Below are 21,182 nucleotides of genomic sequence, written 5' to 3'. Positions count from 1 at the left end.
GCGAAACGCTGGAGCCTGAGTCGAAGTGGTTGCTCCCATGTCGCTCCTCCTGGTGACAGCTTCATCACCAGGGTAGGAGCGCAGGGGAGGGCGGGCTTGAACGAACGCGCCAAACCCTGGCCGCGAGTTTGGCGCGGGGGCTCAGCGCGCCGGTGACGCGCCTCCGGTCTCCGTGACGAACTCCACGCGGCGGTTCGTGCCGCGGCCCTCGGGCGTGTCGTTGGTGGTGAGGGGGCGGTCGGGCCCGTAGCCCTTCGCCGTCAGCCGCGAGGACGTGACACCGCGCTGAATGAGGTACGTGCGCACCGCGTCCGCGCGTTCCTGGCTCAGCGTGCGGTTGAGCTCGTCGGGGCCGGTGTTGTCCGTGTGCCCTTCAATGCGCAGCGAGAGGTCCGGGTTGGCCTTCAGGTAGTCCGCGACGGCGTCCAGGTTTCGCCGTTCCTCGTCGGAGAGCGTCGACTGGCCCACCGGGAACTGGACGTGGTGCTCGGTGGGCAGCCGCGTCGGCGCTTCGGTGGCGGGCGCCTGGGGCGCGGGCTCCGGCTTGGGCTCGGGGCAGCCACGGTGGGCGGCGACACCGGCCTCGTTCGGGCATGCGTCTTCACGGTCCACGACGCCGTCGCCATCCGAGTCGGTGTCAGGGCAGCCCTTGTTTTCGGCGGAGCCGGCTTCGTTCGGGCACGCGTCCTCGCGGTCCACGACGCCATCACCATCCGAGTCGGTGTCAGGGCAGCCGTCGTTCTCAGGCGGGCCGGCCTCGAGCGGGCAGCGGTCCTGCCCGTTGGGCACCGTGTCTCCGTCGTCATCCAGCGCGGGGCACTGCTCCGGCGTGTGACTCCGGCCGCTCCGGCACACGTCCTCCCGGGCGGGCGGCTGATGAGCCCAGGCGATGCCCGCGGCCGCGCGGATGGACGGCGTGCCCGGGATGTCCGTGAAGCCATGGCCGGCGATGGCGAAGGCCTCGAAGCCGCCGCCCACGGGCAGCCGCACGCCGCCCAGCAGCTCCAGCGCGAAGTCCGACTCCACCAGCGACTCCGCGGCTTGCAGCGCGATTTCGCCGCGCAGGCCCTTGCCGCGCGTGGACACGACGACGCCTTGCTCCAGCTCGGTGCCGAAGTCGCGTCCGGGCTCGTTCTCCGTGGAGCGGATGCGCACGCCCGCGCTGGCGCCGAGCACGACGGGGCCCAGCTCCCGGCTCACCGCGACCCGGGGCGCGACCTGGAGGCCCGCCCAGCCCTGTTGCCGGCCAAAGGCACCCGCGGTGCCACCGGGCGTGCCCACGTCCAGGCCCAGGCTGAGGAAGACGGGGGCGCCGTCCTCGCGCCGCAGCAGCGCGTAGCGGGCGCCCAGCTCCGGCGTGCCGAGGCCGAAGGCGTCTGGCGCGGAGATGCCCACCAGCGAGTCCGCGCCACTGCCGCCCTGATGGATGATGACGGGCAGCCGCGCGGACAGCTCCAGGTTGTCGACGGGCGACCAGGCGCCCGCGAGCCATCCGGAGACGCGGTAGTCGAGGATGGAGCGCTCCTGTCCATCACTGCCCTTGAGCAGGAGGATGCCGCGCTCGTAGCCGGCCATGAGCATCAGCCGGTAGGCGCCCTTGGGGAGCACGTGTCCCGTGTCCACGAGCATGGAGTCCGTGGCCGCGGGGGTGAAGCGAAGCCGCTCCAGGTCGATGGGGACGATTGCGCCCGTGGTGCTTTGTGCCAGGGCATTGGGCGCGATTGATGCGATGAGCGCTGCCAGCGCCCAGCTCCGAGCCTGTGTACGCAAGGTGAAGTCCATTCGCGAAAGAGGGTGACGTACGGGTCAGTGCGAGGCGTGACGCGAGCGGCGACGCAGGCCGCTCCACGATGCCAGAACCACCAGGATGGCCAGGGACGAGGCAGCGCCACCGCCTGAGGCCTGGCAGCCGCCTCCGGCGATGGAGATGACCGTTGCCTGGACGGTGACCTGGAACGTGCAGCGGGCTTCATTGCCCGCTGCGTCCGTGGCGGTGACGGTGACGGTGTTGTTGCCGTGCCGGAAGGTGCTCCCCGATGCCGGCGAGGACGTGACGGCGGGCGTCGAGACGCCGTCCGTGGCCTCGGGCAGCTCGAAGGTCACCGTCGTGCCCGACGCATCATCGGAGGTCGTCCGGATGTCGGCGGGGCACGTCAGCGCGGGCGGGGTGGTATCCCGGACCTCGACCTGGAACGTGCACGTGGCCCGGTCGCCCGAGGCGTTCTCCGCGATGGCGGTGACGGTGGTGGTCCCCAGCGGCAGCGTGCTGCCTTCCTCGGGTTCATAGGTGATGGTGGCCGGCCCTCCGTCCCCGGGAGTCGCGGTGGCGGGCGGCCAGTTGCCCGGGGCGCCATCCGGTCCCGTTGCTTCCAGGACGGTGTTCGCGGGGCAGGTGATGGTCAGGGGCGTGGGGGTATTCACGGTGACGCCCACCGAGGCCTCGTTGCTGTCCATGCCGCAGTCACTGACGCGGTAGGTGAAGCTGTCGGCGCCCACGTAGCCCGCGTTGGGCGTGTACCGGAGGTTCGGCGGCGTGCCGGTCAGCGTTCCATGCTGGGGCGGCGTGACGATGGTCCACGTCAACGTCTGGTCCGCGTCCGGGTCGGTCGCGGTGAGCGTGACGTCCAGCGGGACGCCGGAAATCGTGGCGATGCTCACGGCCTCCGCGGTGGGCGCGGTGTTGGCGCGCACCAGCACCATGCGCCCGCCCGGAATGGCGTTGGCGAAGATGGACAGGGCATACGGGCCCGGAAGCACCTCCGCGGGCACTCGCACCGTCGCGCGCGTGGCGGACATGTCCGTGGCGGGGAGCGTCCAGAGCCGCCCGCCCTCGGCGGCGCCCAGGCGCACCAGGGGGAAGTCCGTTGGCGAGTCCAGGTAGTTGCCGCTGGATGCGCCCGAGATGCCCCGGAAGCCCTGGCCTTCGATGACGGTGGGGCAGGTCTGGTAGAGCGTCTCTGGCGCAGAGACGACCGGACGCCAGGCGGGAAGCGCGAGGACTTCCTCGTAGCGCTGGGCCGTGGTGGCGGCTGTGCCTCCCGCGAGCAGGACCTCGCCCGTGGGCAATGCAACGGCGACGGCCCCACCCCGCACGTCGGGCGCGATGACCGGTGTCCAGGTCCGCGAGGGGGCTCCGTAGGTTTCGGCCGAGGCCACGTAGGTGTCTGGGGCGCTCAGGCCGCCCGCGACCAGGAGCGTGCCGGAGGGCATCAGGGTGGTGGTGTGGCGCCAGCGCGCTTGTGTCAGCGGGCTGTCCGGCGTCCAGGTGTTCGCGGCGGCGGAGTACCGCTCCGTGGTGGCGAGCGCCACGCCTCCCGCGACGCCGCCCGCCGCCAGGAGTTCGCCGGAGGGCAGCAGCGTCAGCGTGAAGCTCTCGCGGCCCAGGGCGAGGGCGGCGATGGGCGCCCAGGTGTTGGTGGTGGGGTCGTACACCTCCGCCGACGCGAGGGCTGCTCCACCCGCGTCACGTCCGCCCGCGATGAGCACCCGTCCATCGGGCAGCAGGGCGGCGGCGTGCGCGGTGCGCGCCCCGGCCGCGGACGCCGCGGCGGTCCACGCCTGGGTGGCCGGGTCGTACAGCTCCGCGGAGGCGAGCACGTCCGCGCCGTCCTGGCCACCGATGACGAGCACCCGTCCATCCGGCAGGCGCGTCGCGGTGTGCAGATGTCTCGCGCGGGTGGGTGACGCCGCGGGGCTCCAGGTGTTCGTGGTCGGCGTATAGCGCTCCGCCGTGTTCAGCGTGCCGCCTGCGTTCGTGCCACCCACGACGAGCACCTCGCCCGAGGCCAGCGTCGTCGCCGTGGCATCCGCTCGCGCGGTGGAGAGGCCCGCGGCCGCGGACCAGGCGTTCGTCGTCCGGTCATGCAGCGAGGCGGACGCCAGCGCGGTGCCTGCTCCGTCACGGCCACCCGCCACGAGGACGCGGTTCGTGGGCAGCAGCACCATCAGCGGGTCAATGCGAGGAGCGCCCAGGGTCCCCGCCGCGGCCCATCTCTGGACGCCAGGGTCGTAGACCTCCGTGTCCGCGTAGAACGTGAGTGACGGATTGGAGTGGAAGCCTCCGGTGGTGAGCACCTTGCCGGAGGGGAGCAGGGTCGTCGTGCTGTTCTCCCGGCCAGTCGCCATGGAGCCCGCGAGGGTCCACGTGCCGGTGGCGGGGTCGTAGAGTTCGGATGCCGGTTGGGCATCTCGCGCGGCGTTGGAGCCGCCCACGACGAGCACCCGGCCGTCGGGCAGCAGCGTGGCGGTGTGGCCGTTGCGCGCGAAGTTCAGGCCGCCGGTGGCCGTCCACGTGTTGGCCGTCGGGTCATAGAGCTCGGCATGCGTGGTGACGATACCGCCCGAGGTGAATCCGCCCACGAGCAGCACGCGGCCATCGGGGAGCAGGGTGGCGGTGGCGTAGTGCCTTGGGACCAGGGGCGGCGCGGCGGCGGTCCATGTTCCCGCCACCGGGTCGTAGAGGTCGGCGCCCGGGACTTCGTCGTCCACGTTGTTGAAGCCGCTCACCGCGAGCACCTGCCCGTTCCGCAGCAGCGTGGCGGTGTGGGAGCGCCGGACCCTCAGGAGGCTGCCGGTCGGGAGGAACGTGTTGCTCGCGGGGTCGTACAGTTCGGCGGTCGCGAGGTTGCTGCCGCCCGCGATGAGGAATTGACCGGAGTCGAGCCGCGTGAGGGTGGCAAGGGAGCGGGGCGCGGCCATGGGGCCCGTGGCCGACCATGTGTCCGTCGCGGGGTCGTAGATGCGCCCCGACGTGGCGCCGTCCGCCAGCACGAGCGCCCGCCCGTCGGAGAGGCGCGCGGAAATGGCGACGTTGCCTGAAATCCCGGCGGCGGCCGCCGCGCTCCAGGTGTCGGTGTCGGGGTCGTAGCGTTCGGACGAAGCCACGAAGCCCAGGCGGTTGACGCCACCGACGACCAGCAACTGGCCGGTGCCGAGCAGGACGCCGGTGTGCTGAGCGCGGGCCTCCGCCATGGCGGCGGTGGAGGACCAGCCCGGGTCGACGACGAGCGGCGCGGTGAGCCCGGCGAGGGAGACTTCGGTCGTGATGCGGACCTGCGCGCCGTCCACGTCGAACACCTGGGTGCGCGGATTCATGCGTCCACCCGCGAGCCGCGTGCTGCCCGCGCGCGAGTGGCCGTTGGCGTCTCGCACCACGGCGGGATGGAAGCGGAGCACGGGTCGCGCGCTTTCATCGAGGAACTGGAGGTAGTCGCCCGTGTCCTGGATGCGCCGGACGGAGGCCGGCAACGTGACGGTGTACTCGGCGCGGTGCGACGGCTTGTCGCCGCGCGCCTCCGGTACCGCGTCCAGAATCCACGCCTCCTCGACCCGCGAGGTGCGCCAGCCCTGTGCGGTGGTCTGCGTGCTCCCCGCGGGCCACCAGAGGTGCCGCTCGCCCTGGAACGCGGCGAAGCGCTCGCGGTGGAGCGTGCCCGGGGTGGAGGCCGCCGGCTGGACCTGGAAGGTCAGTCCACGCGTGGTCAGCGTCAGCCCTCCGTCATTCCCGAGCTGGGCCTCGAGCTGCCGGGCCGAGGGCGCTGAAGGGGCCGGACCCGTTTCGAGGTCGGGGAAGTAGGCCAGCGCCAGCGCCAGGGCGCTGGTGGCGGAAGGGGCCTGCTTCCACTGGGACAAGGCCTGGCCTCGTGCGGCGGCCAGCGCGTCGTCACCCGGAGGCGTCAATCCCTCCTTCCCGCATGACAGGAGGATGACGCTCCCCACGAGTATCAGGCGCCTGCTCCAGACCGCGCGATGTGACTGCATCCAGGAACTCCGGTTCGAAAGGAGCGGCGGGGCGGCTCGAGCCGTGTCCCCGACGCTGTGAGTCATTTCCAACGGATTATCCGCTGCATGCTCGGATGGGCAACGTCGACCATGTCTCAGGTGTGCGTTCTGTGTGTCTCCTGGCTCACTGTGCTGGAAGCTTCCGTTCCCCCTGTCGCGGAGCGGGTGTGTCACCCCGTTGCTTGACAGGGTGGGCGCGGATTCAATACATACCAACCAGTTTGTATGAGCCAGGTGCCCACCCGACGAAGGCGTGACGCCCCCGAGACTCGGCGTCAACTCATCGCGGCCGCGACACACCTGATGATGCGTCGGGGGTTTTCTGCGACGACGGTGGACCAGATTTGCGCCGAGGCCGGGCTGACCAAGGGCAGCTTCTTCCACCACTTCGAGTCGAAGGAGGCGATTGGCCTCGCCGCGATGGCCGCCTTCGCGGAGATGGGCATGGGGCTGTACGCCGAGGCCTGGGACGGGCCCGACGTGGACCCGCTGGAGAAGCTGCACCGGCTGCTGGACGTCATGAGCGACCTGGCTCGCCAGCACGGCGAGCTGCTCACCTGCATGGTGGGCATGCTGTCCCAGGAGCTGGCGCTGTCCAACGCCACCGTTCGCCAGGCGGGCGAAGGCCACATGCAGGCCTGGGTCGGCGCGGTGGCGGGGCTGCTCACGGAGGCGAAGCGGCTGCATCCGCCGCGCGTGGGCTTCGACCCCGACGCCGTGGCCTGGATGCTCTACAGCACCTGGCAGGGCTCGATGCTGGTGGGCAAGACGCGGCAGCGGCCTGAAACAGTCATCGAGAACCTGCGCCAGATGCGCACGTACCTGGATGGGCTCTTCGAGTCGCCGGTGAAATCAAAGTCCAAGCAATCCAAGCGCGCCTGACGCCGGGCGCATCCTGAACAGAGGAGAACGCACCATGCAGAAGATCACGCCCTTCCTGTGGTTCGACGGCAACGCGGAAGAAGCGATGAAGTTCTACGTGTCCGTCTTCAAGAAGGACGCGAAGATTCTCAGCCTCAACCGCGCCGGGGATTCGGACACCGCGCCGGTCGTTTCTGGCACGTTCCAGCTTCATGGACAGCGGTTCATGGCGCTGAACGGAGGGCCTCACTACAAGTTCACCGAGGCCATCTCCCTGTTCGTGGACTGTCAGACGCAGGAAGAGGTGGATGAGCTGTGGTCGAAGCTCCTGGAGGGAGGAGGCCAGACGCAGCAGTGTGGCTGGCTCAAGGACCGCTTCGGCCTGTCCTGGCAAATCATCCCGTCCGTGCTGGGGACGATGCTGAATGACAAGGACCCGGAGAAGGCGCGCCGGGTGATGGAAGCCATGCTGGGCATGGTGAAGCTCGATATCCAGGGCTTGCAGCGCGCGTACGACGGAGCGGGCAGGTAGGTTGCCCGACGGCACGGGGTGGTGCCGCCCCCTGTCCGTACGGGGCAGGGGGCCGCTTTCAACGCATTACTGCCGCACGATCCGGATTCCGTGCCAGCTGCAGCCGACCCTGGCGCGGCCCAGGAAGCTGCCGGCCTTCATGTCGTACGAGTACGTGCTCTGGCCGAGCGCCACGTTCCAGTCGAAGGTCCAGCTGTTCTTGTGGCTGTAGCCCTGGTGCTTCTCGGCCTTTCCGAGCGTCATGCGGAACCGGTTCTGCTCTTTCAGTGAGTTGACCTTCTTGGTGTATTCAGCGTACCGGGTGATGTAGGACGCGTCGATTGCGTTGATGATTCCTCGTTCGATGCCAGCCCACACGTTGTTGAGTTGGCCTCCGATGAATTGGTTGAGCTGGCTGTTCACAAAGGAGTTGATCTGCGCCTGAGTGAGGTTGAAGCGGAGGGCGTTGATGTTGACGTCGATGTTCATCGCGTCGAACAGCCAGTTGCCTAGCTTGAACTTGACGAGCTTCGTGAAGTTCGGCTTGAAGAGCGTGTTGTAGGTTTGCGGTGTGGGGAAGATGTAGCTGGTATGCAGGTCCATGTTGTCGAAGCCGACAACGATTTCATCCGCATACGACGGGCCCCAGTACTTCACGAAGAGCGCCTTCTTCCTGCGCTGGAGCTTCCCCTTGATGGAGATGGAGCGGAACAGAAAGAGGTTGAGCTTCTTCGTCTTGAAGATGAAGCGCCGGTCACCGAACTGCGTGGTGCCTTCCTTGTTGAACCCGCTTCCCACCGTCAGCAATTGATAGGCGGGCAGCGGCGGGTTGCACTTGTCGCCACCTGATTCGCCCTTGAGCTGTTCCTGCGCCATCACGGTGGCGAAGGGGGAGTTGGCCACACATTCGAACTCGTCGGTGCCGTCGTAGTCGTCGACGATGAAGCCACAGCCGGCCGTCCGCCAGGCATTGTTGGGCTTCGAGGAGACGGAGACCTGGCGGATGGCGGTGGAGCCCGGCCAGAACTTCTGGCAGTAGGAGAGGCCGCCGATGTTGCAGCCCGAGGTGCAGTCAGGGTCCTCCGTCCAGGCGCCCCCAGGAGACTGGTGGCTGTTGACCTTGCCGCAGTAGCGCGAGAAGCGCCCCAGCACCGTGGCTGAGCTGGACAGCGCGGTGTCGAGCCCTTCTGTGGATACGTCCTCGGAGGATTCGTTCGCCTCCTCAACCTGGGCTGTGAAGCCAGCCTCCGTGGAAGCCGTGGAGGAGGGGGGGGCTCGCTGGGCGTGCCACGTCCGACGGCCAGGGCGGCCCAGGATGTCAGGATGAGTGTGTAGACGTCAGGTTTCCTATTCATGGATGTTCTCACGTTCGGGGCGTTCTGGAGGCCGCTGCGCTCATGGCCTTGGGTTGAGGGCCAACTGTGGATTTGTTTGGCTTAAAGCCCCGCAGTGCAAATTCGAACAGGTGAGTCGGAATGTTCAATGTCTGTCTAATTCTCGAAATTTTGTTCTTGAGCAGTGATTGTGCTCGGCTGGAGTTGGGCTGCCGGAGCCGCGTCTGGCGCTTGAGGTGCGGCCTGCGCCTTTCGGAAGTGTGTGCGTCCGCGCTGAAGCTAGAGTGGTCTGATGGTGAAATCCGCAGTGACTCTGGCGCCCGTGCTGCTGGGCGAAGTCGACCTTCCCGAGGGCGTGCTCGTCATCCTCGACCCGGGACTTGCGCGCTTCTGGCGTCACGATGCGGAGCCGGCGTCTCCGAGGAAGAAGGACCCCGCGCAGTACGACTTGCGCCTCACGGGCGCTGATGCGGCGGCGGCCGGGCGTGCCTATGACCGCGAGTTCGACGCCCGGTTCTTGTTCGATCGGACGGACCCCGAAGACGCCATGGCGCACTTCGCCCTGCTCGCCCGGGAGAAGGGCTTGGATGCCCGCGCGGAGGTGATGCCAACGCGCATCCCTCATGCCGAGCGAGCCCGGCTTGCCGTCGAACATGGAGGAGGCCTGGGCGTGGTGAAGTACAACGGCCTCTGGGCCGTGGCGGCGGGTGGACTGCCCCGCGAGCGGAGCCTGCGTGTCTGGGGCATTCCCATGCCGCGGGGCGCGTTCGAGGGGCGTTGGCAATCCATCGACATCGTCGTGGATGACACGGCGGAGCCCGTCCGGTCGGAGGAGGTGGCGGGGGTGATGGTGGACCATGGCCAGCTGCTGTTCGCGGGGCTCGGACCGTTGGGACACTTCCGGATGTGGGAGCCGCTCGATGGGCTGGCGGACTATGTCTTCCGCGGTGAGGACGCGCCAGCGCTCGCCCGGGAGCTGGGCGCCAGTGACTTCGGTAACGGGCTGTTCGGCTGGAAGGACCTGCCCATGGAACGCGTGGGGGAGAAGGCGACGCCGTTGCAGGCGCGCATCGAAGCCGAGTCTCTCGCCGTTGGCGTCGACTACCGGCCGCACTGCAACCTCGAACGCCTGAATGCACAGCTGCGCGAGAGTCCGGAGGACACGGGGACGCTCGTGCTCGACGGTGCGCGCGTCGTCGGATGTGGCAATCGCTGGGGTGATGGCATCTTCAACGTCAGCCGGCACCTGGACGCGCGGGGCCACACGGTCCGCATCCGGGTGGAGCTGGGGACCGAACAGCGGCAGAAGATGATGCGCCGCCTCCAGTTGCTTCAGCGGGGCGCGATTGTCAGCCGGACCATCCTGGATGACGGAGAGCCCATCCGCTTCGCCGAGCGGATGAAGCCGCACGCGTCCGAGGACAGCGGCTGGGCCTTCTCGTCGGGTGTCGAGGATGAGGCCTACATGGACGAGCCGTCGAACTTCACGGTGGTGCCGTTGCGCGTCCTCGTGGCCCGGTTCAAGGCCCTGGAGGCCATCCTGGATGCCCCTGTCGGCGCGTTGTTCCGGCTCGAAGGAGAGCGCTTCGTCCAGGAGTAGGGCGCGTCAGCCGCGGCCGCTCGCGGGGAGGCGGCTTCGGCTCACACGGCGGGCCACCCGCGCGCGGAGGTTGAAGGGCACGCCCCACTCGCGCGCGAGCCGCCCGGCGCGTGCCAGCAGCTCCGCCCGGAGGGGCCTGTGCGCATGGTGCAGCCCCACGAGGATGCGGTTGTCCGATGCCTTCACGTCGAAGGCATAGAGCTGGGGGAAGCTGGCCTTCCACAGTGGGTCCATCAGCGAGCCGGGCCGGCCTGACGTCCGGAGCACGTTGCCCACCACCACCCCGTCCGGCGTCAGCCTCGCCTGCGTGGCCCGCAGGAACTCCTGCGTCGCCAGCGCCGGCGGGATGCTTCGCGTGCCGTATGCATCCAGGATGATGACGTCATATGGCGCCCCGGGTGATTCGATGAAACGCCGCCCGTCCGTGAGATGGGCGTGCAGGGCCTCGTCCTCGTGGAAGTCGAAGTAGCGCCGGGCCATGTCCAGCACCTGGGGCTGGATTTCCACCGCGTCGATGTGCGCGTGCGGGAGCACCGCGCGGAGGAAGGTGGGGATGGTGCCGCCTCCCAGTCCCACGACGAGCAGGCGCGAGGGCTCGGGCACGAAGGCCAGCGTCGCCGCCACCGCTCGCGTGTAGTCCAGCTCCAGGCGCAGAGGGAAACCCGGCCACATCGCGCTCTGGAAGGCGCCAATCCACCCGAACTGGAGGTAGCGGCGGCCCTCGTCGTCCTCACTGACGATGATGGGACCACTGGCGGACTGCGCGACGTGCAGAATCGTGCGGGGAAACTCGAAGGCGCGGGAGACGCGCGCCAGGGCCACGACGCTTCGGTGGCGCTGCCTCGCTCGTGAAGGCTCCTTCGGTTGCCACCGGGCGGAACTGGCGAGTGCCGTCCTCCAGGGCCTCGGGCCCCACGCTTGTCCTGCCTGACGCATCCACCTCACGCCCCGAGCATACGGGCTACTCGGCGCAGGGGAAGGATGTGTCGAGCGTCTTGCTGTCCTTGAGTCCACCGCCCGTCAGCGTGGCCGTCACCTTGACCTTGGTGGCGCAGTGGTACGGGAGGATGAAGGGCACCTGCGTGACGCCATTCTCCGCGAGCACCGCCAGCTCGCGCGTCTGAGTCACCTTCCAAGCAGGCCGGTCACCCGCCGCTTCGGAGGACTCCTTGGGCGCGCTGACCAGCAGCTTCAGCTTCAGCGGCGCGTCACCCTCATAGGTCCCTTGGAGTTTCACGACGATGAAGGCGTCCACGTTCATCCCGTAGGGGTCGGAAGCCGCATCCGTCGCGACCACGGCGCCCTGCTGCCGGTCGTAGACCTGGGCCTGGATGTCGCTGATGGTCACCTTCGGCGCGGCGGCCTTCGGTGCGGCGGAGACGCTGCCCGCGGGGCCCGCCAGGAACAGTGCCAGGCCCATGGAGAGGGACCGCAGGTGGAATCGGGTTGTCATGGCCGCGCACTGTAGTCCCGGCGCGAAGCCCTCCGGCAGGGCAGGCTGGAAGTGGCATTCCAAGAGCATTGATTTTACTTCGATTACTTCTATTCCTGCTTTTGGGCTGTTGATAGCCTCCGTGCCCGCCATGCTGAGAATCCGTCCGGAGCAGATGGCTTTCATGAACGCGCAAGGGCGCGAGCGCTTCATCGAGGAGACGCTCCAAAGCCTGCCCTCGGTGTTTCCGGGAGACGTGCGGCTCCAGGATGCCCGGGCCCTGCGCGGCGCGGTGGAGGATGGCATCGCCCATGCCGAGCGTCACGGCATCACGGACGCCCGTGAGGTGACGTTGTACGTCTTCTTGTTCATCGAATACGGACCCGGGTTCGAGAAGGCGCCAGCCACCCGCTGGATGGGAGACCTGCTCTCGGACGCTCGGCGGCCGGCTTCCGAGAAGCTCAATCTCATCTATGCGCGCTTGGAGCTGGCTCAGGCGCGCCAGGGGGAAGGATGAATCTCGACGCCGCCCTGAAGGCCGCGGAGAAGACCGCGTCGACCGTCGTGGGGACTTCGACCCTTCCCTGTGCCGAGCACCGGACGGGGCTGTTGGTGCTCGTCTATCGGACAGACACCCAGGAGATGCTGGGGCAGGTCCAGGTGTCGCTGTCGGGACGTGCCATACGGCTCATTCCTCCCGTGTACGATCCGCACCGCAGCAAGTCCATGCAGCCCAAGGGCCGCGTCCTGCGCTACGCCGTGGATGACATGACGGCCGCGACGCAAGGCGACGGCGTGGCTCGGTTCCTGCCATTGGATGCGGGGGCCTACACCGTCACGGTGGATGGCCTCTCGGCGGTGGACGACCTGCTCCTGAATCCAGGGGCCCGGGAGCAGCCGGTGCTCTTGAACACCTGCCCGGTGTGCCTGGTCCCAGTCGAAGTGGGGGCGCGCCCCGAGTTCCTGCTGCAATGGAAGCACGATGCCGCGGGTGTCAGCGGCGTGGAACTCATGCTGGGGGATGCCCATCCCCTGGCTCAGGCCACGGGGACCTCGGGCCTGGCGGGATGGAGCGGGGAACCGCTGGTGCCCGGGTCTTATCCGCTCGCCCTGCGCTTCGCGGGAGGCGGCAAGTTCCAGCTCTATTCCGCCACGGGCCAGTTGCTGGACGCCGCACCTGTGCTGGACATCCCCGCGGGCCGGCGTCGCTTCCACTTCCAGGTCCAGCAACTGGGACAGCTCAAGCTCGCCGTCCAGCTCCAGCAGCCCGACGGGACGACGGCGCCCATCGACCGGCCGCACGTCACCGTCCAATGGCCGCCGAGTGCCTCGCCAAAGGAGTGGGTGCTCGACCAGGGCGTCAGTGAGGACATTCCCCTGGTGAATGGGCCTCAGACCGCGTTGACGCTCGACGCACTCGAACTCGAGGACGACGGTGCCCCCGAAGTCTTCGAGTTCATTGCCTTGAACCCGTAACGGAGGGCGTCCATGCCTCCTGTCTTCGCCCTCCGGTCGGATTCCAACAAGATTGATGTGACGCACCCGCAGACGCTGGGTGAGTTGCTCGACACGAACGGCCTCAGCGGCCGGTTGAACGACGTGGCCCTCTACAACTGGGGCACCCTCGTCCCGGTGGAAATCAACCGCGCGCTGGTCGAGCTCGTGGGTTGCGCCAGGCCGGAGACGGACCCACTCGCGTCGCTGCTCGACCCCGCGCTTGGACCGAAGCCCTTCATTCACAAACCCGAGCCGTGGAAGCCCGCCGCGCCGCTCGCCCTGGACACGGAGCACACCGTGCAGGTGCGGCGACGGTTTCCTGCTCCGGCGGTGTCCATCCGCAAGCTCACCCGGTGGTTCCTGCCTTCCTCCGGCACCTGCGAAGCGGAGTACGTGCTGGAAGGTGTTGCCTCCAGTGCCGACAAGGTGGACTTCGAGGTCCACGCCCATGGGTATCACTCGCTATCGCCTCAGGGCGGGCAGGTGGCCTGCGACACGGATGCGACGGAGGCGGGCTCCACGCACCTGTTGCGCCGGCGCAAATGCTACGAGGTCGCTGACAGGCGGCCGCCCGCCGTGGCCCAGAAGCTCCCGGACTGGAAAGGGGAGAGCGAGGCCACGCAGGGCGTGCTGAAGCGGGAGGGCACGGGGACCTTCATCCACCACGGCTGCGCGCCCTATGACGTGCTGGTTCGGTACTACAAGGATGACCAGGACAACGCGGCGAAAATCCTCCTGGCGCCGTTCGCTCCACGCTGGAAGCCCGTCAAGGGCGCGGACCCCGAGCTCGACGAGGACACGCTGAGTGTCTCGTGGGAGCTGCAAGGCGACCACGGCAAGCTCAAGCGGGGGCAGCTCGTCGTCTGGGACAAGGACGACAACGTGGTGTTCTTCGCGCCCCTGGACGAGCAGCAGCTCCGGACCCGGAAACGCTACGAGTTCCTGAAGGATGCGCGGAAGACGTGGGACAAGGCCGCGATTCGCCGCGACCAGTTGCCCTACCGGGTGCAGCTCCAGGCGCACAGTGACGAAGACGAACCGCTGGGCCTCGCGCTGGCCGTGATGCCCACCCAGGTCCGCGCCTTCGACTATGCGCAGGTGCAGTTCATCGCCTTCAACGTCAAGCCGGGGACGAAGCCTCGCGTGCCTGGACCCGGAATCGACTACCTGGGCGACGCGGACCCGGACGTCGACATCCAGAAGCGCTGCGATGTGATGAAGGATGCCATTCGGCTCGCGGCGGCGGATGGCCACGTACGTCCCGAGGAGAACGTCCTCAAGTTGTTCATGGCGCCGGAGTTCTACTTCCGAGGAAAGGACGGTGGATATCCGGTCGAGAAGCTCTGGGACGTCACGCGGCAGCTCCGGCAGGAGACGGACAAGCCGGAGTATGCAGACTGGCTCTTCGTGTTTGGCAGCGCCATCGGCTACCTCCCGCACGAGGAGTTGGATGCGGTAACGGGGGCGCCCACCGGGACGCCGCTCACACATGGCGGGGAGGGGCAGGTCCACGCGGTCCTCCTCGATGCCGACACGACCGGCGTGGATGACGTCCTCACGGTCACGCTTTCGCGCCCTCCCGACACGACCTGGAAGGTGCGTGGGGTTGGGAAGAACCACGCACTCAAGGGCGTCGCGACGACGCTCACGCCCGACGAGTACCAGCTCACCGTGGACGGCAAGAGCGGCCTTGCTCCAGGCCCTGTCGTGTTGTCCGAGCCCGTGGCTTGGATTGACACCGTTGACCAGACGGGGGCCTGCACGGAGGTCGTGGTCAACTCCAGGGTGTGCTCCCGCATCTTCATCCCGTCGTCGGGCGCCGCGCCTGCTGCACCGTGGAAGCTGCGCACGGGGCCCGAAGAGGACGACATCAAGGGGTGTGTGCCGCTGGGGGCGGGCCGGTACCGTCTCACGCTGGCGAACAAGAAGGCGGGCTTCGCCAGCGGGTCGGCGGAGCTCGTCGAGCCCAAGTCGACGGAAATCTTCAACGTCGTCATGGTCCAGAAGGGCTGGCCAGCACCCCTGCTCAGCCAGGGGTTGAAAGGGGCCGCCGTCTACAAGGAGTACGTCTCCGCCATCGATTTCGTGGGACCCAACTCCCACAATGCCAATGCCTGGTTCGACGCGACGGGCTTGGGCCGGCGTATCGAAGTCCATGGCGCCACGGACAGGCTGGCGCTTCCCACGGAAGGCTCCACGGACGTACCGGCGGCGAGCCCCAACCGGGTGGGGCTGGGAGCCACCTGGTTGAACCGGCCGAACCGCGTCGGGTCGGAAATCAACCTGTCGGGCGAGGGAGGTGGCTCGGTGGTCACCGTGGATGGCGTCACCCTGGGCCTGGAAGTCTGCCTGGACCACGCCATGAACCGGTTGGACCTTTTCTACCACGGGGGGAACAGCCCCGTTCCCCCATTCGGGCCGCAGGCCCCTGGCGCAGTGGCTGGCGACCCGCGGGTGCAGGTCCAGCTCATCCCGTCGTTCGGCATGTCCATTGGCCGTGGGAAGCTGTGCACCTGGAAAGGGGCCCCGCGGCCCGGTCTGGTGTTCAACGTCGATGGTCAGCGGTGCGCATCGGTGGCGCGCGTGACGGATGGCGCCTACTCCTGCGATGACCATCCGGCCATGCATGCGACCGTGCCGGGCCTTTGCACCCATGACAAGGAACTGCGGTGGTGCGTCGGCTGTAACAAGACGCGGAGCGCGCCCGGGGACTGCCCGACTCACGGTCCCACCGAGGCGCGGCATCTGTGCGGCTACGCCTGGCAAAGGTGGCAGTGTGGGGTGGGCGGCTGTACCAATACCATGCCCTGCCTCGTACATCCCTATCCCCCAGCGCCTCCTCCGCTTGGCTTCAACTGGTGTCTGAAATGCAGCAAGGAATTCCCCATGGGCCCGCCTTGCCCCACCTGTGGTGGCCCGCCCGCGCCATGTCCTGAGTCATACAAGGTGGGGACGACCTGCTCCAAGCACGCTCCCGCGCTCCCTCAGCGATGCAATGCGCCGCTTGTCTCCATGGGGCAGTCCATCGCCACGGTGGGTGGTCCCACCCAGGTGAATTCCAGCCACGACCCGGCCTTCTTCGACGAAGGGGGACACGTGCTCGTCTATCCCGCGCAAGTCCTTCCGCGTCCCGACGTCTTCTGAAGCCGTGGCGGGGGCCTCGAGCGTCGAGGCTCCCGTCGGAGCGTTCCGCCTCCTGCGCGACCTGAACGGACCTACTGGCCTCGCGCCGGGTTCCGCCTCCGCCGGAGGCCCAGGACACCGAGGAGTGCGAACGCCAGTGGGCCCGCGAAGCTGGCTCCAGCGGCCGCGCAGCCACCCGAGCTCTCGGCGTCGTCCGGCTGCTGCGGCGTCGTGCCCGCATCCGAGGGTGTGCCCGTGCCCGCGTCAGTGGGCGTGCCTGTTCCCGCATCCGTGGGTGTTCCTGGCCCCGCGTCGGGCTCGGTGCCCGTGCCTGCGTCCGGCGTCTCTGTCCCTGGCTCGGAGGCATCCCCATACGCGCCGATGTGGGCCGGGCTCACCTGGGCGCGCGGCTCACCCGCGGTGTGTTTCACGTACTGCCAGGTGACGGGCTCGCTGCTGGTCTCGGCGGGGAGTGTCACCGCCTGACTTCTCAGTGCGGAGGCAGCGGCCAGGCGGAAGTCCTGTCCGGCGAGGTTGATGAACCCGGGGTCGGCTCCGGTGAGATTCCCTCCCGCATCCACCACGGCGCCAGTGAGCGTGCCGAAGGTGCTCACGTAGCCGGGCTTGTACCAGTTGCCGCCATGGCGGAGCGTGCCCGCTTCGTCCGTGAGGGACAGCGTATTGCCATTGGCCGCGGCCACCAGCACCACGTTGTTCGTCACGTGCGCCGTCTGGTTCTGGTGCGACAGCCGCAACAGCGTGGTCCGGTCCGTGCGGCTGGACACCACGGTGTTGTGGAAGAAGTAGAGCGTGCCCCGGTAGTTGGCCGTGGTGCCAGAGTCGCCGCCGAAGTGGACGATTTGCCGGTTGCCCGCGCCCTCGGGCTCCAGCAGGACGTTGCCGTAGACGAAGGTCCGCGCATACGACGGCGCCGCGCGCAGCGTGCCGCTGGACGAGTCCACCAGGTCGAGCTGCCGGTTGCCGCCTTCAATCCAGTTGTACCGGATGACACTGCCCGCGGAGCGGTCCTTCAGATTGTTACCCGGGCACCCGCTGCAGAGCGGGCCGAAGCGGTTGAACTGGTAGGTGAGGCCCAGGGCTTCGGTGTACGTGTTGTGCTCGTAGATGCTGCCGGGATTGCCGTTGCCCAGGATGTGGCTGTGCTCGACGGTGACATTCGACGCCTGATTGGCGATGAACAGGCCGTTGCCGCTGTCTTCGAGCACGCAGCCTCGGATGGTGATGTGCTCGCCCTTCTCGATGAAGATGGCGGCGGCGTTGTCCAGGTAGGTGGACGCGCCATTGCGGCCGGTGAATGCGCCGCGTGCCCGGCGCAGGTGGAGGTTCTCCACCACCAGGTGCGCGGGCAGCGTGTCCGCGGGCCGGTTGGAGCCACCAATCTTCAGGATGCCGCGCTCCTCGCCCCAGTAGTTGAGCTGCGAGCGCGTGGTGGCGTTCTCGCCGACGATGACGGGCAGATTGCCCTGCGCGTCCTTCACGCCGCGCACGGTGATGGGCGCGGCGGCCGTGCCCCTGCGGCCCAGGACCCACTTCTCCGCGTAGGGCGTGGGCCGTGCGTGGACGAAGACGGTGTCCCCGGGCTCGAGTGACTCCCACGGCACGTCACCCAGGCGGGTGTACTGCTGGTCGGGGCCCACGCGGTAATCCGCGGCCTGGACGGCCAGCGGCTGGAGCAGGACGAGAAGGGCGGCTCGCGAGAGGTTCATGTCTCGCAGTCTGACGGCTCCGCCCGGTCCAGGTCCACGAGGGCTGACGCTCCTCAAGGACACGGGTGAAGTGCACCGGGAAGTTTGTAGGCGGGGCGTCCGCCCGGCTCAGGCCGCGCGAACCAAACGCCGCCCGTTTCTCGCCTGCCTCCGGCTGGTCGCGCAGCACCTCTTCCCGCATCCGTTCGTTGAGCGCGGTGTGGCCCACGTCCACCGCGGCGTGCTCAGGGATGAAGGTTACGGCTTCATCACGGAGCGCGCATGGCCTCCACGCCTCGTTCAGCGCGCCACACGGCTTGTTTCAGAATCCCTGTCAGGCGCGATGCCTGGCGTCTCAGTGCGAGGAAGGGCGCCTTGCGTGACTCGAACCAATCGGCGGACCTGCCCGCCAGGTTTCCGAGGCAAGGGGCGGGCGCCCAACGACATCATCGTGGTGATTGACGCCCGGGGAGACAGCCGCGTGCTTCAACGGTAGCGGCGCCCCGCCGGGCCCTGATAGGGTTCCCCACGGGGCGGCCCTGGGTGTGCTTCCTTCTCACTCTAGAGGTAGCGGATCCGCTCTCCGCCCCGTTTTTCCTCCCGCTTGGAGTCACCATGGGCTCCCCTTCGCTCGACGTGACGGGCGATACCGCCGCGCTGCTGCTCCGGACCACGGGGCTTGTCTTCCTCCCCGCCGGACTCTCGCCCAGCGGTGATTCGCAGGCGCGGGAGCAGGGCATGGATGCCTTGGAGGCGGACCTCGCGGGGGTGGGCTACACGCTGGACGGCACGCTCCGGGAGGCGCTGCTCGCGCTGCCCACCGAGGTCATGGCGGCTTCCGGCCGCTTCATCTACGACAACTGCGCGGCGCTCCGGGGGACCAACCGGCCCTTCGTTCCATTGTTCCGGAACTTCCCCGAAAGCGTGCCGCACGACACCCGGCGGTTGTATGTGCAACGGATGCTGGGCTGGTTGTTCCAGTCGCCGGAACAGCCGTGCATCCACTGTGGCGCGCAGGGCACGGTGCATGCGCTGTCGCCGTGCGCCCACCTGGTCTGCGAGCGGTGTTTCGACGGGAGCGACTACAGCGCGTGTCCCATCTGTCACCGCCGCTTGTCTCCGTCCGAGCCGTTCCTCAAGCCCACGGAGCTCAAGGCCGCCGCGGTCGTGTATGGCCCGACCGCCGGCCGGTTGACGCGGCTGTCGCTGGGGACCGACCCGGATGCCACGGGAAGGGAGGTCATGCGACGCCTGGTGGCCCGGTCCACGGTGCTTCGCCCCAGCGAAGTGATGTTGCTGAGGATGCTCGTCTCCGCCGTGGGTGTGCGCATCCTGGGATGGCTCCCACCGCGCATCCCGGTGAAGGAGACGCTGGCGCACGTCATGGGCCTCCTGCTTCGGGATGCCCACACGGCGGGAGACGTGCTGGCCAGCGCCTCGGCACACGTGAAGACCGCCACGGACGTGCTCCGGGTGCTCGTCGCGTGGGCAGGCGGCAACCCCGACCTCACCGTCAAGATTCCGTTGAAGAGCCCTCCGCGTCCGGTACGGCGCGCCGTCCTGCGGATGCTGGAAGGCTTCTCCTTGCTGAACCTCACCGAGGACCTCCGGCGCCACCCTGGCCTGTGGAAGGCCCAGGCGAAGCTCCTGCATGTCTTCGAGGAGTGGCAGCGCCATCCGAAGGTCGCGCTCGCGTTCGCTGTCTTGCGTGAGACGGTGTTGGTGCCGGAGACACCCTTCGGGGCAGCAGTGCTGCGTCTGGCCAGCGAGCATCCGGCGGCCTTTGAAAGGCTGGAGGTCGACGGAGGCATCCGCCTTTACTTCCGCTCCTGGGCTTCGCACGTCGAAGCGGCGCTGGACGAGCGCGATGTCCGCGGCGCGCTGCGGCTGCTGCGGCAGCGGCCGGGCGAGTTGCTGCGCCGGTTGGACCATGTGAGCCGCCTGGCTGTGGCCCAGTCGGGCTCCGCCGCGCTCGACCCGGAGCTGCTCGCGGCGCTCGAGGCCGTGCTGCCTCGGGGCGCGCCCGCGCTGCTGCTCACCGCCGCGGCGCACCTGCGTCAGCGGCACAAGCCGTTCGCCAAACGCGTGTTCTTTCCCAAGGGCGAGGCCACCCACGCCTGGGGCATGGAGGACAAGCGCCCCTTGCTCCCCGGTGACGCCATTGGCCAGCTGGTGGCGCCGCTGGAGCGGGAGTTGTTGCGCCGGGCGGAGGCCCTGCCGGCCTTCCCTCACGCGGTGCTCGATGAGGCCCTGGCCGATCTGCTGGTGCCGCTGGCGGAGAAGACGGCCTCTCGGGCGTTGGTGGCGGTTCCGCGTGGAAGCCTGCTGCCGCTGCCGGAAGGGAAGACCTTGCGTTTCTTCGTCCACTGGACGGAGCCCAAGGGGACGCGGGTGGACCTGGACTTGTCGGTGGCCTTCTACGACAAGGATTGGTGGCTGGTGGACCTGTGTGACTTCACGAACCTGCGGCTGGCCGACGACGCCGCGGTGCATTCGGGGGATGTCACGTCCGGCCCACTGCCGATGGGAGGCGCCGAGTTCCTGGACGTCCATGCCCCGCGACTGCTGGCGCAGGGCGTTCGTTACGCCATCCCGGTGGTGTTCTCCTACAACAGCGTCTCGTTCGACCGCATGGAGGACGCGTTCGCGGGCTTCATGGTCCGGGAGGGAGAGGGCGGACCTCACTTCGATGCGCGCGCGGTGGAGCAGCGCTTCGACCTGCAAGGGAGCGGGCAGATTTCCGTGCCGCTCGTCATCGACCTCGTCGAGAAGCAGCTCCGTTGGGTGGATGTGAAGGTTCCTCCCGAGGATGGCTTCCAGAGCGTGCACCGCTCCCGGGGGGAGCTCGCGAACCTTGGAAAGGACACCCTGGCCTATTTCGGAACCGGCGCCCGTCCGACGCTCTGGGAACTGGCCTGCCTTCACGCCGCCGCGCGCAGCCGCACGGTGCAGGTCCGGCGACGAGATGGCACCGTGTCCGTCCTGAAGCGGGGCTCGGGCGAGGACACCGCCGCCTTCCTGCGCAGGCTGCGTGGCATTGAAGCGGATGCCACCACCCACGGCTTCACGCCCGGCACGTCGCCCACGTTCTTCGCGGGGATGACGGACCTCCCGTCGCTCCCGGCAGGCAGCGAGGGCTATGCGCTGCGCTTCCTCCACACGTCCGCGGAGTCCGTTGCACGGCTGGCCGCGGGTGACCTGGTGTCCGCGCTGAAGGCCTAGCGCGCCCCAGGTGCACCTGGATGGAAGTTTGAATGGGGAGTGGATGCCTGTGATTGGGCGTTGGACACCTCGCGGCCCCCGGCTCCCCAGTTCACGAAAATCCTGACATGTCAGC

13 protein-coding genes are annotated in these 21,182 nt (G+C 68.4%); 7 read left to right on the top strand and 6 right to left on the bottom strand.

Annotation, left to right across the window (positions count from 1 at the left end; all coding sequences use genetic code 11):
* Positions 1-141: 141 nt before the first annotated feature.
* The gene (locus OZ403_RS33035) at positions 142-1,782 is read right to left on the bottom strand and encodes an OmpA family protein (RefSeq protein WP_442929660.1); all 1,641 of its coding nucleotides are present in this window, start codon (positions 1,780-1,782) and stop codon (positions 142-144) included.
* A gap of 24 nt (positions 1,783-1,806) precedes the next feature.
* Positions 1,807-5,679, bottom strand: a complete 3,873-nt coding sequence (locus OZ403_RS33030; protein WP_268782630.1) for a kelch repeat-containing protein — start codon at positions 5,677-5,679, stop codon at positions 1,807-1,809.
* A gap of 327 nt (positions 5,680-6,006) precedes the next feature.
* Between OZ403_RS33030 and OZ403_RS33025 the strand changes: the two genes are divergently transcribed.
* Positions 6,007-6,663, top strand: coding sequence for a TetR/AcrR family transcriptional regulator (locus OZ403_RS33025; RefSeq protein WP_140795212.1), 657 nt, complete (start codon positions 6,007-6,009; stop codon positions 6,661-6,663).
* A gap of 34 nt (positions 6,664-6,697) precedes the next feature.
* Positions 6,698-7,174, top strand: a complete 477-nt coding sequence (locus OZ403_RS33020; protein ID WP_140795211.1) for a VOC family protein — start codon at positions 6,698-6,700, stop codon at positions 7,172-7,174.
* 66 nt (positions 7,175-7,240) lie between these two features.
* Here OZ403_RS33020 and OZ403_RS33015 read toward each other — a convergent pair whose 3' ends face one another.
* Positions 7,241-8,305, bottom strand: coding sequence for a hypothetical protein (locus tag OZ403_RS33015; RefSeq protein WP_268782629.1), 1,065 nt, complete (start codon positions 8,303-8,305; stop codon positions 7,241-7,243).
* 474 nt (positions 8,306-8,779) lie between these two features.
* On the opposite strand from OZ403_RS33015, the gene OZ403_RS33010 reads away from it, so the two are divergent.
* A complete protein-coding gene (locus OZ403_RS33010; RefSeq protein WP_268782628.1) occupies positions 8,780-10,087 on the top strand; it encodes a DUF2185 domain-containing protein in 1,308 nt (435 codons plus the stop codon).
* Positions 10,088-10,093: 6 nt separating this feature from the next.
* On the opposite strand, the gene OZ403_RS33005 is transcribed toward OZ403_RS33010, so the two are convergent.
* Both OZ403_RS33005 and OZ403_RS33000 read right to left on the bottom strand, forming a co-directional pair.
* Complete coding sequence (locus OZ403_RS33005) at positions 10,094-10,909, bottom strand: spermidine synthase (RefSeq protein WP_237080735.1); 816 nt, start codon at positions 10,907-10,909, stop codon at positions 10,094-10,096.
* A gap of 139 nt (positions 10,910-11,048) precedes the next feature.
* Positions 11,049-11,540: a hypothetical protein gene (locus OZ403_RS33000; RefSeq protein ID WP_237077655.1), complete on the bottom strand. Its 492-nt coding sequence runs from the start codon at positions 11,538-11,540 to the stop codon at positions 11,049-11,051.
* A 163-nt stretch (positions 11,541-11,703) separates the two neighbouring features.
* On the opposite strand from OZ403_RS33000, the gene OZ403_RS32995 reads away from it, so the two are divergent.
* From OZ403_RS32995 to OZ403_RS32985, 3 genes are read left to right on the top strand one after another with little or no spacing between them, the layout of a single operon-like run.
* A complete protein-coding gene (locus OZ403_RS32995; RefSeq protein WP_237077654.1) occupies positions 11,704-12,036 on the top strand; it encodes a hypothetical protein in 333 nt (110 codons plus the stop codon).
* Positions 12,033-12,995: a hypothetical protein gene (locus tag OZ403_RS32990; protein WP_268782627.1), complete on the top strand. Its 963-nt coding sequence runs from the start codon at positions 12,033-12,035 to the stop codon at positions 12,993-12,995. Before OZ403_RS32995 ends, OZ403_RS32990 begins: the two co-directional genes overlap by 4 nt.
* A gap of 12 nt (positions 12,996-13,007) precedes the next feature.
* The gene (locus OZ403_RS32985; protein ID WP_268782626.1) at positions 13,008-16,160 is read left to right on the top strand and encodes a hypothetical protein; all 3,153 of its coding nucleotides are present in this window, start codon (positions 13,008-13,010) and stop codon (positions 16,158-16,160) included.
* A 71-nt stretch (positions 16,161-16,231) separates the two neighbouring features.
* Here OZ403_RS32985 and OZ403_RS32980 read toward each other — a convergent pair whose 3' ends face one another.
* Positions 16,232-17,866 carry an MYXO-CTERM sorting domain-containing protein gene (locus OZ403_RS32980; RefSeq protein ID WP_140799921.1) on the bottom strand — a complete coding sequence of 545 codons (1,635 nt, stop codon included), beginning with the start codon at positions 17,864-17,866 and terminating at the stop codon, positions 16,232-16,234.
* 594 nt (positions 17,867-18,460) lie between these two features.
* Here OZ403_RS32980 and OZ403_RS32975 point away from each other — a divergent pair.
* Positions 18,461-21,067 carry an MXAN_6230/SCO0854 family RING domain-containing protein gene (locus OZ403_RS32975; protein ID WP_140877267.1) on the top strand — a complete coding sequence of 869 codons (2,607 nt, stop codon included), beginning with the start codon at positions 18,461-18,463 and terminating at the stop codon, positions 21,065-21,067.
* The last annotated feature ends 115 nt before the right edge of the window (positions 21,068-21,182 follow it).

Origin of the sequence: Myxococcus sp. NMCA1, from assembly GCF_026810205.1 — a bacterium.
Lineage (GTDB): Bacteria > Myxococcota > Myxococcia > Myxococcales > Myxococcaceae > Myxococcus > Myxococcus xanthus_A.
Note: the sequence above shows the minus strand (reverse complement) of the source record. Positions and strands in the feature narration are given on the sequence as shown.

Bases quoted from the DNA above. Each gene is read 5' to 3' on its own strand.
- OZ403_RS33035 (WP_442929660.1), bottom strand. From the start codon at position 1,782: ATGGACTTCACCTTGCGTACACAGGCTCGGAGCTGGGCGCTGGCAGCG.
- OZ403_RS33020 (WP_140795211.1), top strand. From the start codon at position 6,698: ATGCAGAAGATCACGCCCTTCCTGTGGTTCGACGGCAACGCGGAAGAA.
- OZ403_RS33025 (WP_140795212.1), top strand. From the start codon at position 6,007: ATGAGCCAGGTGCCCACCCGACGAAGGCGTGACGCCCCCGAGACTCGG.
- OZ403_RS32980 (WP_140799921.1), bottom strand. From the start codon at position 17,866: ATGAACCTCTCGCGAGCCGCCCTTCTCGTCCTGCTCCAGCCGCTGGCC.
- OZ403_RS32985 (WP_268782626.1), top strand. From the start codon at position 13,008: ATGCCTCCTGTCTTCGCCCTCCGGTCGGATTCCAACAAGATTGATGTG.
- OZ403_RS33010 (WP_268782628.1), top strand. From the start codon at position 8,780: ATGGTGAAATCCGCAGTGACTCTGGCGCCCGTGCTGCTGGGCGAAGTC.
- OZ403_RS32975 (WP_140877267.1), top strand. From the start codon at position 18,461: ATGGGCTCCCCTTCGCTCGACGTGACGGGCGATACCGCCGCGCTGCTG.
- OZ403_RS32995 (WP_237077654.1), top strand. From the start codon at position 11,704: ATGAACGCGCAAGGGCGCGAGCGCTTCATCGAGGAGACGCTCCAAAGC.
- OZ403_RS32990 (WP_268782627.1), top strand. From the start codon at position 12,033: ATGAATCTCGACGCCGCCCTGAAGGCCGCGGAGAAGACCGCGTCGACC.
- OZ403_RS33000 (WP_237077655.1), bottom strand. From the start codon at position 11,540: ATGACAACCCGATTCCACCTGCGGTCCCTCTCCATGGGCCTGGCACTG.